This window comes from Kitasatospora sp. NPDC101108 (assembly GCF_055584725.1).
Window position 1 is genome coordinate 685,822 of the sequence record NZ_JBVJLM010000002.1, and the last position, 14,612, is coordinate 700,433.

Consider the following 14,612-nt stretch of genomic DNA (forward strand, 5'->3'; position numbering starts at 1 on the left):
GGACGCCACGCCGACTCCGGCACCGCCCGAGGGCGCAGCCGGTCCTGGTCAGCGCGGCCGGCTAAGGAGCAGGCGCACGGTTCGCATGGGCTCAGGGTACCGCAAGCAGCTCAGGGGGCTCCTGACCGTCCCACCCTGTCCCCGCCACGCACACCCGGCCCCACCCTGTCCCCGCCACGCACCACCCCGCCCCACTCGCCCGGGAACCGGCCCCGCGGCCCGCCCCCTCACCGCGCCGCCGCCCGCCCCGCCGCCTCGAAGTCCCGCAGCGCCCTGGCCAGCCGCTCCGACTGCATCCCCGCCGCCAGCGCCCGCGCCAGCCCCACCGTCCGGGTGGCCTCCCGCTGGTCGCCGAGGCGCCGATGGGCCTCGGCGAGGCGGATCATCAGCATCGCCTTGGCCCGGGCCCGCCCCGGACCGAGCCCCGCGACGGCCTCGGCGAGCAGCCCCTTGGCCATCCGGTGCCGGCCGAGCGCGAGCCACCCCTCCCCCACCATTCCGGCCAGGTCGGCCCGGGCCTCCTCCGTGCCGGGCACGCCGTCGAGTTCGGCGAAAGCCCGGGCGGCGGCCTCCTCCGCCTGCTCGGCCTCGCCCCACCGGCCGTGGGCGCGGGCGATCCGGCCGAGCTGGCGGGCCCGGCCGGCGGGGCTGAGCGCGGGGCCGTGGGCGTCCAGGGCGGTGCGCAGCGCGGTGACGGCGTCCAGGCCGCGTCCGCCGGCGCCCTGGGTGGCGAGCACCACCAGCGCGCCGAGCCCGGCGACGCCGAGCCGGGGGTCGCCGCTGACGTGGGCGGCGCGCAGCGCGGCGACGAAGGCCCGCTGGGCGGCCGCGTCGTGGCCGAGGTCGTACGCGGCCCAGCCGGCCAGCCGGGCGAGCCTGCTGGCGGTGCCGTACAGCTCGCGGCCGAGCCGTTCGTCGTACGCGCCGAGCTCCAACAGCTTGGCGAGCATGGCGAGTTCGGCCCGGGTGGGGCCGAGGACGAGGCCGCCGCCGCAGGAGCGTTCGAGGCGCTGCTTGCTCCGGTAGGACAGGCCGAGTTCGCCGGCCAGCGAGGGGTCGACGCGCAGCGCGCCCTCTCCGCCGCCGACCGGCGGCGGCGGCGAGGAGAGCCGTTCGGCGGCGTGGTCGAGGTCGGCACTGCGGAACAGGTCGGTGAGGCGGACCGGTCCGGCGTCGGTCGCGGCCTCGCGCAGCGCGGTCTGGGCGGTGTCGGCGGTCCATGGGTCGGTGAGCAGGCGGGGCGAGAGGATCTTGGCGCCGCGGTGGCCGCCCATCCGGCCCCAGAGCTGCTCGTAGGTGACGGCCATGCCGAGGGTGCGGCTGAGCACCTCGCAGACGGTCTGGTCGTGCGGGCTGCGCGGCACCATGCCGCGGTCGCGCCACTTGTACGGGGCAGTGGAGCTGATCGCCAGGCCTGGCGGCAGGGCGAGGCTCACCTCACGGGCGAGCCGTTCCGGACTCCAGCCGAGCTGGTGCAGTATGCGGGCCAGCTCCTCGTTCCGCCTTCGCTGCAGATCGGCCATGGCACGACCGTAGCGTTCTTTGCGGCCCGCCCGCCGATGGCATGCACACAACGGCGAAGAGCCGCCCCCCGAATCGGGAGGCGGCTCTCAACCACTGTGGAGCTATGGGGAATTGAACCCCAGACCTCTTGCATGCCATGCAAGCGCTCTACCAACTGAGCTATAGCCCCTTGACCTGCGATGTCACCGGGTCTCCCGTCGTTTCCGTCCGGTTTCCCTCGGCGACATCGACTACTTTACACGGTCCGGGGCGTGCTCCTGAAATCCGTTTCCCGAGGCCGCCGGGGCAGCCCCGGAACGACCCCCGTCAGCGCACCACCCGCCGACTGCGCTCGGCGAACCCCGCCCCGACGAGCACCACCGCCGCGTTCACCGCCAGGGTGACCAGCAGCGCGCGCCCCGAGTCGGCGGCTGTCGGCCGGCAGCGAGCTGTTCCGCGACCTGTGGGCCCAGGAGGTCTCGCCGCCACGCACCCTGCGGCGGACCTTCCGCCACCCGGAGCTCGGCGTGAGGCGGCTGAACGCCACCTACCTGACGATGCCGGGCGTCCCGGAGTGCTACATCGTCGTGTACGTCCCGGAGAGCCCGGAGGACCGGGAACTGGTCGAGCGGCTCAACTCGCTGGCGCCGGGCGGCTGGACCCACACCTGCACGCCGTAGCAAAAGACCGGGGAAACCCGTGAGGCCGCCACCCACCGGGTGACGGCCTCACGAACTGCTGTGGAGCTATGGGGAATTGAACCCCAGACCTCTTGCATGCCATGCAAGCGCTCTACCAACTGAGCTATAGCCCCGCGACACGGACGATCCCGGCCCCGGAATTCCCGATGGCCACGACCGCCGATGCGGAGTGGAGCTATGGGGAATTGAACCCCAGACCTCTTGCATGCCATGCAAGCGCTCTACCAACTGAGCTATAGCCCCGCACTCACCGGATCTCCCGCTTCCCTTCCGGGCCGCGTTCCTTCCCTGCGAACGAGGAAGACTCTAGCTGGTCAGGCCCGGAACTGCGAAATCCGCCCCTTCCGGGCCCCCGCGAAGCCCCGTCACCGAGTGCCGTCAGGTGTCGTCGCCGATCACCGGCTGCGGGAGCGTGCCCGCGTTGTGCTCCAGCAGTCGCCAGCCGCGCGCCCCCTTGCCGAGCACCGACCAGCAGCAGTTGGACAGCCCGCCGAAGCACTCCCACAGGGGCGGCTCCAGGCCCAGCAGCCGTCCGAGCATGGTCCGGATGGTGCCGCCGTGGCTGACCACGACCAGGGTGCCGTTCTCCGGCAGCTTGGCGACGGCCTCCAGCACCACCGGCACCGAGCGGTCGGCGACCTCGCTGGACAGCTCGCCGCCGCCACGCCGCACCGGCTCCCCGGCCGCCCAGGCCGCGTACTCCTCCGGGTACCGCTCGCGGATCTCGGCGTTGGTCAGCCCCTGCCAGGAGCCCGCGTACGTCTCCCGCAGTCCCTCGTGGTGCTGCACGTCCAGCCCGGTGACCGCGGCCAGCTCTTCGGCGGTGCGCCGGGCGCGCTTGAGGTCCGAGGAGATCAGCAGGTCGGGGCGCAGGCCGGAGAGCAGCCGGGCCGCCCGCTGGGCCTGCAGGACGCCCTGGCCGGTCAGCTCGATGTCCGTCGTGCCCTGGAACCTCGATTCGAGGTTCCAGGACGTCTGGCCGTGCCGCCAGAAGACGATGCGCGGGCCCCGCGCGTCCCTGCTCAGTGCAGGTCCTCGGGCTTGCCGAAGTCGTCGGCCGGGGCGACGGCGTTGCCGGCCCCGTCGGTGATGGCGTCGGGGCGGTTGCGCGACTCCATGGCGTCCGCGGGCAGCGGCAGCTCGGGGCAGTCCTTCCAGAGCCGGTCGAGGGAGTAGAAGGAGCGCTCCTCCGAGTGCTGGACGTGCACGACGATGTCCAGGTAGTCGAGGAGGATCCAGCGGCCCTCGCGCTCGCCCTCGCGGCGCACCGGCTTGATGTCCAGCTGCTCGCGCAGCTGGTCCTCGATCTCCTCGGCGATCGAGCGGACCTGGCGGTCGTTGTTCGCGGAGGCGATCAGGAAGGCGTCGGTGATCGACAGCACCTCGCTGACGTCGAAGGCGATGATGTTGTGCGCGAGCTTGTCGGCCGCCGCCTGCGCGGCGACGGTGATGAGCTGCTGGCTGTGGTCGGTGACGGTCACGGTGTTCTTCCGGCTCGGCGGCTTGGGGCGGCCCCGGCGCGCGGCCGGGGTCGCCTTCCAGGATCTCACGCCGCCCCGTCGGCCCTGGAACGCATTTGCGGGGCCTGCGGCGCACGCCGCTCCGACCCCGCCGCCGGCCGGTCACCGGGCCACCGGTGACCGGCCGAAGCGGCTACTGGCTCTTCGGCGGCTGGTAGTCCTTGCCGAGCACGACCACCAGGTCCGCGTTCTGGGCGTCGCCGACCTTCTTCACCGCCGTGTCCGGCAGCCCCAGGCTGGTCGCCAGGGACTTCGCCGCGGCCTGCCTGGCGTCGTCGGTGTAGCGGATCTCACTGGTCGCCTGCGGCGCGGTCCTGGTCCCGCCGGGGATGAACGTCAGGCCCGAGTTGACGATCTGGACCTGCGCGGCGGCGCCCGCCGCGTCGTTGCCGGAGGCGTCCTGCAGCGCGACCCGGGCGGGGGCGTCGCCGGCCGCCGCGGACTTCACGGTGCCGCCGAGCACCTCCTTGACCTGCTTGCCCGCGGTCGCCTCGTCCAGCGTCCCGTCCGGCTTGACGGTCAGCGCGGCGGTGCTGAAGTGGCCGTCCTTGGCCTGCTGGGCGAGCTGGGCGAGCACCCCGGCCAGGGCGTCCTCGGGCAGCGAGGGGTCGAGCACCGCGTTCATCCGGTGCACGTCGTCCTTGGCGTCCTTGAACTCGGTCGGCATGGTGCGCACCACCGCGTCCATCACCTGCCCGAACCGGGCCAGCTGGGCGTCCCGATTCTCGCCGGGCGCCTGGAGGGTGGCGTACGCCACCGCGGCCTTGCCGCTGAGCAGGGTGTTCTTGCCCGCCGGGGACAGCTCCTTGCCGTCCGGCTTGCCGCCCTCGTGGGTCGCGGCGTTGGTGTCCACCCGGACCCCGCCGAGCTGGGAGACCAGCAGTTCCAGGTACGGGGTGTCCAGCCGCCAGGTGCCGGCCACCGGGGCGCCCAGCACGGTGGACAGGCCGTCGCGGGTCGCCGAGGCGCCGATCGCGTCCATGGCCTGGCCGACGGTGGTCACCGGCGGGTCGCCGGGGCCGGGCAGCCGCAGCACGTCGGGCAGCAGCAGGACCGTGCCCTTGTGCCCGGAGGCGTCGTCGACCAGCAGCGCGCTGGACACCTTGCCCTGCAGGTCGCGCAGGTGGACGACGTTGACCTGCCGCCCGCTGGCCGCGGCGGCCGCGGTCGGCTTGTCGCCGGTGAACCACAGGTAGCCGCCGACGCCGCCGGCCGCGAGCGCCAGCACCACGCCGAGGCCGATCAGCCGGTTCTTCAGCTTGCGGCGCCGCTCGGCGCGCACCTCGCTGCGGGACTCGGCGAACTTCAGCCAGTCGATGACGTCCTCGGACTCCTCCGCCTCCTCGTCGACGAAGGTGAACTCGCCCGTGGCGTAGGAATCCTTGGGCGCCCGGCCGCCGGTCCGGCCGGACCGGGCCCCGGCGACCTGCTCGGACGGCGCCTCCGGCGCGGCCGGAGCCGCCTCGGCGGCCGGCCGGGGCGCGCGGCGGCGCGGCGGCGGCACGGCGGCGGAGCCGGGGGCGGGGGCGGGGGCCTCGGAAACGACGGGCGGCTCGGGCTGCGGCTCGGCGACCCCCGGCGTGGCCGGGGCGACCGGCGTCGCCTGGTACGGCTGCTGGTACCCCTGGTAGCCCTGCTGCTGGTACCCGCCGTACGGGTCCTGGCCGTACACCGGCTGCCCGTACTGGTCGTACTGCTGCTGCTGCTCGTACTGGTCGTACTGCTGCTGCCCGTACGACTGCTGCTGCGGGAACTGCCCGGTCTGCCCGCCCTGCTGGTAGCCCTGCTGCTGGTAGCCGTCGTACGGGTCCTGGGCGTACACCGGCTGCCCGTACTGGTCGTACTGCTGGCCGTACTGCTGCTCGTGCGCCTGCGGCGGTGCCTGCTGCTGGTACTCGTGGCCCTGGTACGGCTGCTGGTACTGCCCGGTGGACCACTCCTGCGGCTGCTGCCCGCCGTTGCCGTTGCGATCGCTCACGCCCGCTCCCGGCTCAGGTCCCGTGCGGCGCGTACAGCGCCCGCTTGTCGATGTAGCGGACCACGCCGTCCGGAACGAGGTACCAGACCGGCTCACCCTTGGCGACCCGGTTGCGGCAGTCCGTGGAGGAGATGGCCAGCGCCGGGACCTCCATCAGGGAGACCCCGCCCACCGGGAGCCCGGCGTCCGACAGGGTGTGCCCCGGGCGGGTGCACCCGATGAAGTGGGCCAGTGAGAAGAGCTCGTCGGAGTCGTGCCAGGACAGGATCTGGGCAAGCGCGTCGGCGCCCGTGATGAAGAAGAGGTCCGCGTCCGGGTGCAGGGAGTGCAGGTCGCGCAGGGTGTCGACGGTGTACGTCGGGCCCTGGCGGTCGATGTCGATCCGGCTCACCGAGAACTGCGGGTTCTCGGCGGTGGCGATGACCGTCATCAGGTAGCGGTCCTCGGCCGGGGTGACGTGGCGGTCGCTCTTCTGCCAGGGCTCCCCGGTCGGGACGAAGATCACCTCGTCCAGGTGGAACGCGCTCGCCACCTCACTGGCGGCGACCAGGTGGCCGTGGTGGATCGGGTCGAAGGTGCCGCCCATCACGCCGAGGCGCTTCTTCACCGGTTCCGGTCCGCCGGGATTCCCGGCCTGCTCTCCCATGCCGCCACACCTTACGCGACGCCCGTCACGGTGCGGGAACGGCCGTGTGGGGGTTGCCCGCAGATGCGTGAGGGAGCGGCCGGCCCTCTGGCCGGACGCTCCCCGAGCGGTCCGTGGTCCCGGCTCAGCGGTCCCGGTTGAAGCGGGTGACGATGAAGAGCAGGAGCATCAGGATGAACAGCGCGGAGCCGCCCGTCAGCAGCGGGTTCAGGCTGTCGTGGTTTCCCCCCTCGCCCTCGGCGAGCAGGTTCAGGACGGGGAGTGCGGCAGCAGTGCTCATGGTCGGCGGGACCTTCTCGGCTCGGTGAACGGACCTGGGGGTTTGTTCCGGGCCGGTGAGGGCCCACCCGTCATCGTACGGGGGGTTGCACGGCAACCGCTCGGCGGCCCACCGCCGCTGACCGGGCGTGAGCGAGCGGAGCGAACGAGCCGTCGAAGAGGGGGGTGAACGCCCCTGCCGGGCGCAGCGGGGCGGGGGCGTGAGCCGTTGCCCGCGAAAGGGGGCTTACTGGCCCCGGAAGGCGCGGGCCATGATCCAGACCAGCAGGCCGATGCCGACGAAGGACGCGATCACGATGATCCGCAGCAACAGGCCCGGCCCGGGCTCGTCGGAGATGGGTGCGGCCAGGGTGACCAGCGCTTCGGTGGACATCTGAGGGGCTCCTCGAACTGCTCGGTACCGCGGCCGGGTCCGGTCCCGGTTCTCCAGGGCATTCAGGGTAAACCGGCCTCACACCGGCACCGCCCACCGGCCCCCGCGCCGCGCCCGGGGCCGCGCGTACGCCGACTCCGGGGACGAGTACGCAACCGCGGACGTTGCACAGGCAGTCGTTGCAGACGAGTCGTTGCAGGCGAAGACCAGCGGGGGGCCGGCGTTCGCGCCGGAGCCGCCGTCGACAGGAGGCACTCACACCATGACCGACACGACCGCGAAGACCCCGAGCCGGCGTCGCCAGCGCTTCCCCGAGATCTCCACCCGGGCCTGGGAGCACCCGGCGGACCGCTCGGCGCTGGTCGCCCTGCGCAAGCTGTCCGGCTTCGACGACATCCTGAAGAAGCTCGCCGGCCTGGTCTCCGAGCGCTCGATCCGGCTGATGTTCCTGGCCACCGCCGTGAAGACCTCCGAGCGCCAGTTCCCCGAGCTGTACGACATGGTCCGCGACGCCGCCTACATACTCGACCTGGAGCAGGTCCCGGACCTGTACGTCACCCAGGACCCGGCGGTCAACGCGTTCACCATCGGCATCGACACCCCGATCATCGTGATCACCAGCGGCCTGGTCGAGCTGCTGGACGAGGAGGAGCTGCGCTCCGTCATCGGCCACGAGGTCGGCCACGCGATGTCCGGCCACGCCGTCTACCGGACGATGCTGATGATCCTCACCAACATCGCCACCCGGATCGCCTGGATACCGCTCGGCAACCTGGCGATCATGGCCATCGTCACCGCGCTCAAGGAGTGGTTCCGCAAGGCCGAACTCTCCAGCGACCGGGCCGGCCTGCTCGCCGGACAGGACCTCCAGGCGTCCATGCGGGCCCTGATGAAGCTGGCCGGCGGGCACAACCTGGCCGAGATGAACGTCGACGCCTTCCTGGAGCAGGCCGAGGAGTACGAGAAGGCCGGCGACCTGCGCGACGGCGTGCTCAAGCTGCTCCAGCTGCTGCCCCAGACCCACCCCTTCGCGGTGGTCCGGGTCGCCCAGCTGAAGAAGTGGGCGGAGAGCGACGAATACCGCTCGATCATGGCCGGCGCCTACCCGCGCCGCACCGACGACCGGGACACCTCGGTCGGCGAGCAGTGGAAGGCCGCCGCCGAGCACTACACGACCTCGGTCAAGGAGAGCAAGGACCCGCTGATGGGCCTGCTGCGCGACGTTGCGGGCGGCGCCGCGACCGTCGGCGGCAAGCTGCGCGACACCTTCACCGGCAACGGCCGCGGCGGCTCCCCGACGGACCACGGCTCCTCGGAGCGCGGCGACGGCTGAGCCGGCAGCCGCGCCCGACGGTCCGGGACGGCCGGTGCCCCGCCCGGGGCACCGGCCGTCCGGCCGTCCGGCCGAAAGCCGCATGGCCGAGTGACCAATGAACGGCCGAGTGACCGAGCGGCCGCCTGGACGCAGTCCCTCAGCTCCCCGCCAGCACCCCGCACACCTGCCAGGCCGGCCGGGCGTGGTTGCCCGGGTCCACGGCCGAGGGCGGCGCCACCACGGTGCCCTGCGCGGTGGCCAGCACCGGCCGCAGGAAGCCCGCCATCGAGGCGGTGCACGGCTCCGGCCCGGCCTGCAGCACCGAGTCCACCAGCCGCAGCTGCGCCGAGGCCAGGTCCACCCGGTCGAACTGGAAGGTCAGCTCGCGCCGCACGGTCTCCAGGGTCACCGGTGCCCCGGCCGGGGCACCGGCCGGCCTCAGCGCGTAGACGAAGGTGTGGTCGGTGGTGATCTGCAGCGTGCCGTTGTCCGCCTCGTCGACCCGCATCGCCCCGACCACCTTCACGGTGTCGGAGGCCAGCGCGGCCTGCGCCGGGTCGAAGCGCACGATCCAGCCGGTCACCGCGTGGTGCCGGTCGTCCGCCGGCTGGCTGACGGAGGTGTCGAACTGGGCCTGCTCGCCCGGTGTCACGAAGGTCCGCACGTCGGTGGTGGCGCCCTGGACCAGCGCGGCCGGCGTCAGCGAGGACGCCACCAGGTAGCGCTGCACGGTGTCCAGCGCCTTGGTCACCTCGACCTTGCTGAAGTGCTCGGTGGCGGCCCCGGCCGGGGTGTTCAGCCCGGCCCTCCCGTCGCCGTACCCCGGCGGCAGCGCGGCGAAAGGATCCGCCGGGTCGGCCACCGGGCGGACGGCCGAAGCCGGACTCAACGCCACCAGGCTGACGGTCAGTTGACTGCCCTCGGGGCGTTCGGGGACACCCTTGGGCGAGTTCACCCCGAAGTACACCGCGGCCCCGAAGGCCAGCAGGATCAGCAGCAGCAGGGCGAGCGCCTGGCGCGGCACCGTCCCCAGCGGCCCGAGCCGCACCCGCGACCGGGTGGCCTTGCCGAAGGAGCCCGCGAGCCGCTCCCGCGCGGACAGCTCCTGGATCCGGGCAGCCCGGACGAACGACTCGTCGAAGACGACGGACCGGAACTCGTCCTCATTGCCGGAACCGCCCTCGGGCGTACCCTCAGGAGGTTCGCGCGGGTCACCCATAACACCAGGGTAGGCGGAGCGCAGCCCCGCCACGAGGGCCCTGGCGCAGATTGCCGGGAACGCTCGGTGACCGCCCGCCCCGGGCGTACGCCCCCGTCCCCCTCAGCCCGCACGCGCCGTGACCACCGGCAACGGCTCGGCCGGTGCGGACCGCGGGTCCGTCCCCGGGCTGCTGCTGCCGGACTCCGGCCGCCGGGGCGCGCCGGAGGGGCCGCCCACGCCCTGGTAGATCGCCGCGACCGCCACCGCCACCAGGCTGACGCCCATGATCACGGCCAGCACCCAGGCCACCGGCCGGTGCCAGCGCTGCTGGGCCACGTACCGCCCGCGGGCGCGCACCGGATCGTAGCGCCGCCCCCAGCGCCGGCCCCGGTGGCCGGACGCCCGGTCCGGGCCCGACCACGGGTCGGGGTACAGGTGGTCCTCGTCGAGTCCGCTCGGGTACGGGCGCAGCTCCAGCGGAAGCCCGTCCCCGGCCGGTACGTCGTAGCTCCAGCCCGGTCCCGCGGTGTCCGGCTCGAACCGCGCCTCGGCGGCGGCGAGCTGCCGCTCCTTGGCCGTCGGCTCGTGCACGGCGGCGGACCTGACGAAGGCCTCATCGAAGACCACGGTGGCGAACTCGTCGTCCGCACCACCGTGGTCGGCGCCGTCGGGGTACGGCAAGCCCCCCACATCCTCAGCCACGGGATTCAGCGTATTACCGGTCGGCCGATTTGTCTGTGGCTCCCGGCAGTTGGTCCGTCACACGTGTGACGGACCCCGCGCCCCGCGGTCAGCGGGCGTCCGCGCCCCCGCCCACGGTCTGCGTCCCCTCGCCGCGGACGTGGCCGTCCCCGGTCACGATGTACTTGGTGCTGGTCAGCTCCGGCAGGCCCATCGGGCCGCGGGCGTGCAGCTTCTGGGTGGAGATGCCGATCTCCGCGCCGAAGCCGAACTCACCGCCGTCGGTGAACCGGGTGGAGGCGTTGACGGCCACCGTGGTCGAGTCCACCAGCTGGGTGAAGCGGCGGGCGGCGGCCTGCGAGGTGGTCACGATCGCCTCGGTGTGGCCGGAGGACCAGCGGCGGATGTGCTCCACCGCGGCGTCCAGCGAGGGCACCACGGCCGCGGCCAGGTCGTACGAGAGGTACTCGGCGCCCCAGTCCTCGTCGGTGGCCGGCACCACGGTGGCGCCGCTGCCCTCGGCGGCCTTGAGCACCGCCTCGTCGCCGTGCACCGTCACCCCGGCCTCGCCCAGGGCGGCCAGCGCGAGCGGCAGGAAGGTGTCCGCGACGTCCTGGTGCACCAGCAGCGTCTCGGCGGCGTTGCAGACGCTGACCCGCTGCGCCTTGGAGTTCAGCAGGATGCCGACGGCCATCGCCAGGTCGGTCCGCGCGTCCACGTACACGTGGCAGTTGCCGGTGCCGGTCTCGATCACCGGGACGGTCGAGCCCTCGACCACGGTGCGGATCAGCGAGGCCCCGCCGCGCGGGATCAGCACGTCGACGTAGCCGCGGGCGCGCATCAGCTCCTGCACCGAGTCCCGGCTCTCCCCCGGGACGAGCTGGATCACGTCGGCCGGCAGCCCGGCCGCCTCGACCGCGTCCCGCAGGACGGCGACCAGCGCGGTGTTGGAGCGGTACGCCGAGGCGGATCCGCGCAGCAGCACCGCGTTGCCGGACTTCAGGCAGAGCGCGGCGGCGTCCACCGTGACGTTCGGCCGGGCCTCGTAGATGATGCCGACCACGCCGAGCGGCACCCGCACCTGGCGCACGTCCAGGCCGTTCGGCAGGGTGTAGCCGCGCACCACCTCGCCGACCGGGTCGGCCAGGCCGGCCACGTCGCGCACGTCGGAGGCGATCGCGGCGATCCGTTCGTCGGTCAGGCTCAGCCGGTCGATCACCGACTCGGCCGTCCCCGCCTCGCGGGCCCGGGCCACGTCCTCGGCGTTGGCCGCGACGATCTCGGCGCTGCGGGCGACCAGCGCGTCCGCGATCGCCAGCAGCGCGGCGTCCTTGGCCCCGCGCGGCAGCGGGGCGAGCGCGGCGGCGGCCTCCCGGGCTCGGCGCGCTACGGCGAGGACGGGGCTGTCGGCGGTGGTGAGGTCGCTGGTCATGCCGCCTAGGGTAGCGACTGCCCCCGCGCCGCCGGTCGCCGTTCCGCCATCCGAACAGGGCCGGTCAGTACGGGTACACGCCGCCCAGGCGCGGCGGCGGACCGCCGAAGCCCTCGGCCACCCGCTTGTGGTACGTCGCCCGGTCGACCACCTCCAGTCCGACGATCTCCCACGGTGGCAGATTCGCCGTCACCTTGTGCTCGCCCCACAGCCGCAGCGCGATCGCCGCCGCGTCGTGCAGGTCCCGGGCCTGTTCCCAGTAGCGGATCTCGGCGTGGTCGGCCGCGTAGCGGGCGGTCAGGAAGAACGAGTGGTCGTGTGCCAGCCGCTCCAGCGAGGCCCGTAGCGAGGACAGCTGGGTGGCCTGCCCGGCCACGCTCAGCACCACGTGCCACAGCCGCGCCTGCTCCGGCACCGCGGGCGGTTCCGGCGCCTCCGTGCGCCGGGGCCGCAGCCCGCGCGCCCCGCCCGGCACCTGCGGCGGCGGACCGGCCGGCTCGGCGGGGCCGTCCCCGCGTCCGCCGTCGATGCTGGTCAGCCGCCGGCCCGCCGTCCCTCCGGTCAGCGCTGCCTCGCGCCTGCGTTCCACCGGCGGCCTCCTGTTCGGCGATCTCGTGTCGTCCCCACCGCCCCCGTCGGCCCTCGGCCGACCGGTACGGCTGCGCCCCTCCTCGCCCGCGGCCGGGCCGCTCCCGGTACGGAGCGGCCCGCCGACCGCGCTGCGCCGTCCGGCCGGTGCCGACCGGACGGCCGGTCAGCCGCGCAGAACGACCAGGTCGTCGCGGTGGACGACCTCGCGCTCGTACGCGGCGCCGAACTCCTGGGCCAGGTCGCGGGTGGACCGACCGAGCAGGCGGGGCAACTCCCTCGCATCAAAGTTGACCAGTCCGCGAGCCACGATGTGGCCGTTTTCGGCAAGAAGGTCCACCGGATCACCCGCGGCGAACTCCCCGTCGACCTTGGTCACCCCGGCCGGCAGCAGCGACGCGCCGCCCGAGACGACCGCCTCGACGGCGCCCGCGTCCAGGTGCAGGGCCCCGCGCGGGCTGCTCGCGTGGGCCAGCCAGAGCATCCGGCCGGAGGAACGGCCGCCGGTGCGCAGGAAGAGCGTGCCGGTGGGCCGCCCGGCCAGCGCGTCGGCCGCGTGGCTGGCCGCGGTGAGCACCACCGGGATGCCGGCGCCGGTGGCGATCCGGGCCGCCTCGACCTTGGTGACCATGCCGCCGGTGCCGACGCCCGCCTTGCCCGCGCTGCCGATCTCGATGCCGTCCAGGTCGTGCGGGCCGCGCACCTCGGCGATCCGGCTGGTGCCGGGCTTGGCCGGGTCACCGTCGTAGAGGCCGTCCACGTCGGAGAGCAGCACCAGCAGGTCGGCCCGGACCAGGTGGGCGACCAGCGCGGCCAGCCGGTCGTTGTCCCCGAACTTGATTTCGGCGGTGGCGACGGTGTCGTTCTCGTTGACGATCGGCATCGCGCCCATCGCCAGCAACTGGTCCAGCGTCCGGTAGGCGTTGCGGTAGTGGGCGCGGCGGCTGGCGTCCTCGGCGGTGAGCAGCACCTGCCCGACCCGGATGCCGTACCGCGCGAAGGAGGCGGTGTAGCGCGCGACCAGCAGTCCCTGGCCGACGCTGGCGGCGGCCTGCTGACGGGCCAGGTCCTTGGGCCGCCCGTCCAGGCCGAGCGGGGCGAGCCCGGCGGCGATGGCGCCGGAGGAGACGAGGACGACCTCGGGGGCGTCCGGGCGGCTGCGCACCTTGGCGAGCGCGTCCACCAGGGCGTCGACCCGGTCGGCGTCCAGGCCGCCGGCCGCCGTGGTGAGTGAGGAGGAGCCGACCTTGACCACGATCCGCCGTGCGGTCAGCACCTCCTCCCGCAGTGAGTCCTCGCTCATCTCGCTGTACGCCCTTCCGGTGGTGCGGGTACGACGGGGCCGGGCCCGGCCGCCATGTCCGAAATCTACGCGATCCGCGCAGGTCACCCCCACCGTGTTTCACCGACTGGACCCGGCTCGGTCACGGGCTCGCCACAGCCCGCCCGCCAATCCGGATGGCTGGTATGGTCCGTGACCGAAAGCCAGATCGGGGGACGGCTTCTTGCCCGCTGTACCCACTTGTCTTCGACGTTCCCGTCACACGGGGCGGCGCCGCAACGGGCAGGCCGGCAACGGTTCGCGGCCGCGCGCCCAGGAGAAAAGCGCACCATGCGTTCGTACACCACGAAGCTGACCGTCGCCGCCCTGGCGGCGGCCACCGCCCTCTCGCTCGCCGCCTGCGGTCCGGACAACCCGGACCCGGCCGGCACGGGCGGCGCCACCGGAGCGGCTCCGGCCCAGACCGGCGCGGCCACCGGCGGCGCGGCCGGCGGTTCGACCGCCGCCCCGTCGGGCGCGGCCACCGGCGGTGCCGCTACGGGCGGGGCCGCCACCGGTGGCGCGGCGACCGGCGGTGCCGGTACGGCCGGCGCGTCCGGCGGCGGCGCCGGCGCCGGCAAGATTCCGCAGGCGCCCGCCACCGTGAAGGTCGGCCAGTCGGCCACCGTCGACTTCGCCGACAAGACCTCCAACGTCGCCGCCAAGCTGCAGATCACGGTCACCGGCATCGAGGTGGGCTCTCTGCAGGACCTCACCGCCGCCAAGGTGCCGACCACCGGACTGGACGGCCGCACCCCCGTCTACGTCAGCTACACCATCAAGAACCTCGGGGAGTCCAGCCTCTCCTTCACCGCCCCGAACTCGAAGTTCGTCATCTTCGACAGCTCCGGCAACAAGGGCCTGCCCACCATGAGCGCCGCCACCCCGATGCCCAAGTGCACCAGTGCGAAGTTCCAGGGCATCGCCAAGGGCGCCGAGACGAAGGGCTGCGACATCTTCACCATCGCCGGCAACACGCCGGCGGCCGTCGGCTACACCGAACTGACCGACCTGCTCAAGCTCCAGGCCGCCTGGATGAAGTGACGCCGCGTCACCCGTGAACGGGCGAACGGC

Annotated in this window: 14 protein-coding genes, 3 tRNA genes and 1 pseudogene; 3 read left to right on the forward strand and 15 right to left on the reverse strand. The window is 73.6% G+C overall.

All coding sequences use genetic code 11. The annotated features are described in order from the left end of the window. Window positions 1–227 precede the first annotated feature (227 nt). On the reverse strand, window positions 228–1,523 hold the full coding sequence (locus ACZ6Z8_RS07945; RefSeq protein ID WP_465607363.1) for a hypothetical protein: 1,296 nt from the start codon (window positions 1,521–1,523) through the stop codon (window positions 228–230). Window positions 1,524–1,620: 97 nt separating this feature from the next. Next, window positions 1,621–1,693, reverse strand: a tRNA-Ala gene (locus tag ACZ6Z8_RS07950). 229 nt (window positions 1,694–1,922) lie between these two features. Here ACZ6Z8_RS07950 and ACZ6Z8_RS07955 point away from each other — a divergent pair. Beyond that, a pseudogene (locus ACZ6Z8_RS07955) lies at window positions 1,923–2,183 on the forward strand (MmyB family transcriptional regulator); the annotation flags it as partial. Window positions 2,184–2,244: 61 nt separating this feature from the next. On the opposite strand, the gene ACZ6Z8_RS07960 reads toward ACZ6Z8_RS07955, so the two are convergent. The 8 genes from ACZ6Z8_RS07960 to ACZ6Z8_RS07995 form a co-directional block, all read right to left on the reverse strand. Next, window positions 2,245–2,317: transfer RNA gene (locus ACZ6Z8_RS07960), tRNA-Ala, on the reverse strand. 57 nt (window positions 2,318–2,374) lie between these two features. Beyond that, window positions 2,375–2,447, reverse strand: a tRNA-Ala gene (locus ACZ6Z8_RS07965). Window positions 2,448–2,582: 135 nt separating this feature from the next. Continuing rightward, window positions 2,583–3,230: a histidine phosphatase family protein gene (locus tag ACZ6Z8_RS07970; RefSeq protein WP_465607511.1), complete on the reverse strand. Its 648-nt coding sequence runs from the start codon at window positions 3,228–3,230 to the stop codon at window positions 2,583–2,585. Further along, a complete protein-coding gene (gene rsfS / locus ACZ6Z8_RS07975) occupies window positions 3,227–3,685 on the reverse strand; it encodes a ribosome silencing factor (protein WP_402816185.1) in 459 nt (152 codons plus the stop codon). The genes ACZ6Z8_RS07970 and rsfS overlap by 4 nt, the downstream gene beginning before the upstream one ends. 172 nt (window positions 3,686–3,857) lie before the next feature. Next, entirely contained in the window at window positions 3,858–5,702 is a 1,845-nt protein-coding gene (locus tag ACZ6Z8_RS07980; protein WP_465607365.1) for an LCP family protein, read from the reverse strand. A gap of 13 nt (window positions 5,703–5,715) precedes the next feature. Then, complete coding sequence (gene nadD / locus ACZ6Z8_RS07985) at window positions 5,716–6,348, reverse strand: nicotinate-nucleotide adenylyltransferase (protein WP_030283845.1); 633 nt, start codon at window positions 6,346–6,348, stop codon at window positions 5,716–5,718. Window positions 6,349–6,472: 124 nt separating this feature from the next. Next, complete coding sequence (locus ACZ6Z8_RS07990) at window positions 6,473–6,628, reverse strand: hypothetical protein (RefSeq protein WP_167344932.1); 156 nt, start codon at window positions 6,626–6,628, stop codon at window positions 6,473–6,475. A 225-nt stretch (window positions 6,629–6,853) separates the two neighbouring features. Further along, window positions 6,854–7,000, reverse strand: a complete 147-nt coding sequence (locus tag ACZ6Z8_RS07995; RefSeq protein WP_465607367.1) for a hypothetical protein — start codon at window positions 6,998–7,000, stop codon at window positions 6,854–6,856. Between the two features lie 262 nt (window positions 7,001–7,262). Here ACZ6Z8_RS07995 and ACZ6Z8_RS08000 point away from each other — a divergent pair, with 262 nt between their 5' ends. Then, window positions 7,263–8,333: a M48 family metallopeptidase gene (locus tag ACZ6Z8_RS08000; RefSeq protein ID WP_465607369.1), complete on the forward strand. Its 1,071-nt coding sequence runs from the start codon at window positions 7,263–7,265 to the stop codon at window positions 8,331–8,333. Between the two features lie 139 nt (window positions 8,334–8,472). Here ACZ6Z8_RS08000 and ACZ6Z8_RS08005 read toward each other — a convergent pair whose 3' ends face one another. From ACZ6Z8_RS08005 to proB, 5 genes are all read right to left on the reverse strand, one after another. Continuing rightward, a complete protein-coding gene (locus ACZ6Z8_RS08005; protein WP_465607371.1) occupies window positions 8,473–9,534 on the reverse strand; it encodes an SCO2583 family membrane protein in 1,062 nt (353 codons plus the stop codon). 102 nt (window positions 9,535–9,636) lie between these two features. Further along, window positions 9,637–10,206, reverse strand: a complete 570-nt coding sequence (locus tag ACZ6Z8_RS08010; RefSeq protein WP_465607513.1) for an SCO2584 family spore wall biosynthesis protein — start codon at window positions 10,204–10,206, stop codon at window positions 9,637–9,639. Window positions 10,207–10,306: 100 nt separating this feature from the next. Then, entirely contained in the window at window positions 10,307–11,629 is a 1,323-nt protein-coding gene (locus tag ACZ6Z8_RS08015; protein WP_465607373.1) for a glutamate-5-semialdehyde dehydrogenase, read from the reverse strand. Window positions 11,630–11,693: 64 nt separating this feature from the next. Further along, entirely contained in the window at window positions 11,694–12,218 is a 525-nt protein-coding gene (locus ACZ6Z8_RS08020; RefSeq protein WP_465607375.1) for a hypothetical protein, read from the reverse strand. 165 nt (window positions 12,219–12,383) lie between these two features. Continuing rightward, on the reverse strand, window positions 12,384–13,520 hold the full coding sequence (gene proB, locus ACZ6Z8_RS08025; protein ID WP_465607377.1) for a glutamate 5-kinase: 1,137 nt from the start codon (window positions 13,518–13,520) through the stop codon (window positions 12,384–12,386). Window positions 13,521–13,829: 309 nt separating this feature from the next. Here proB and ACZ6Z8_RS08030 point away from each other — a divergent pair, with 309 nt between their 5' ends. Beyond that, complete coding sequence (locus tag ACZ6Z8_RS08030) at window positions 13,830–14,582, forward strand: hypothetical protein (RefSeq protein ID WP_465607379.1); 753 nt, start codon at window positions 13,830–13,832, stop codon at window positions 14,580–14,582. Window positions 14,583–14,612: the final 30 nt, after the last annotated feature.

Bases quoted from the DNA above. Each gene is read 5' to 3' on its own strand.
- ACZ6Z8_RS08015 (WP_465607373.1), bottom strand. From the start codon at position 11,629: ATGACCAGCGACCTCACCACCGCCGACAGCCCCGTCCTCGCCGTAGCG.
- nadD (WP_030283845.1), bottom strand. From the start codon at position 6,348: ATGGGAGAGCAGGCCGGGAATCCCGGCGGACCGGAACCGGTGAAGAAG.
- ACZ6Z8_RS07990 (WP_167344932.1), bottom strand. From the start codon at position 6,628: ATGAGCACTGCTGCCGCACTCCCCGTCCTGAACCTGCTCGCCGAGGGC.
- ACZ6Z8_RS07945 (WP_465607363.1), bottom strand. From the start codon at position 1,523: ATGGCCGATCTGCAGCGAAGGCGGAACGAGGAGCTGGCCCGCATACTG.
- ACZ6Z8_RS08000 (WP_465607369.1), top strand. From the start codon at position 7,263: ATGACCGACACGACCGCGAAGACCCCGAGCCGGCGTCGCCAGCGCTTC.
- ACZ6Z8_RS07995 (WP_465607367.1), bottom strand. From the start codon at position 7,000: ATGTCCACCGAAGCGCTGGTCACCCTGGCCGCACCCATCTCCGACGAG.
- ACZ6Z8_RS08005 (WP_465607371.1), bottom strand. From the start codon at position 9,534: ATGGGTGACCCGCGCGAACCTCCTGAGGGTACGCCCGAGGGCGGTTCC.
- proB (WP_465607377.1), bottom strand. From the start codon at position 13,520: ATGAGCGAGGACTCACTGCGGGAGGAGGTGCTGACCGCACGGCGGATC.
- ACZ6Z8_RS08030 (WP_465607379.1), top strand. From the start codon at position 13,830: ATGCGTTCGTACACCACGAAGCTGACCGTCGCCGCCCTGGCGGCGGCC.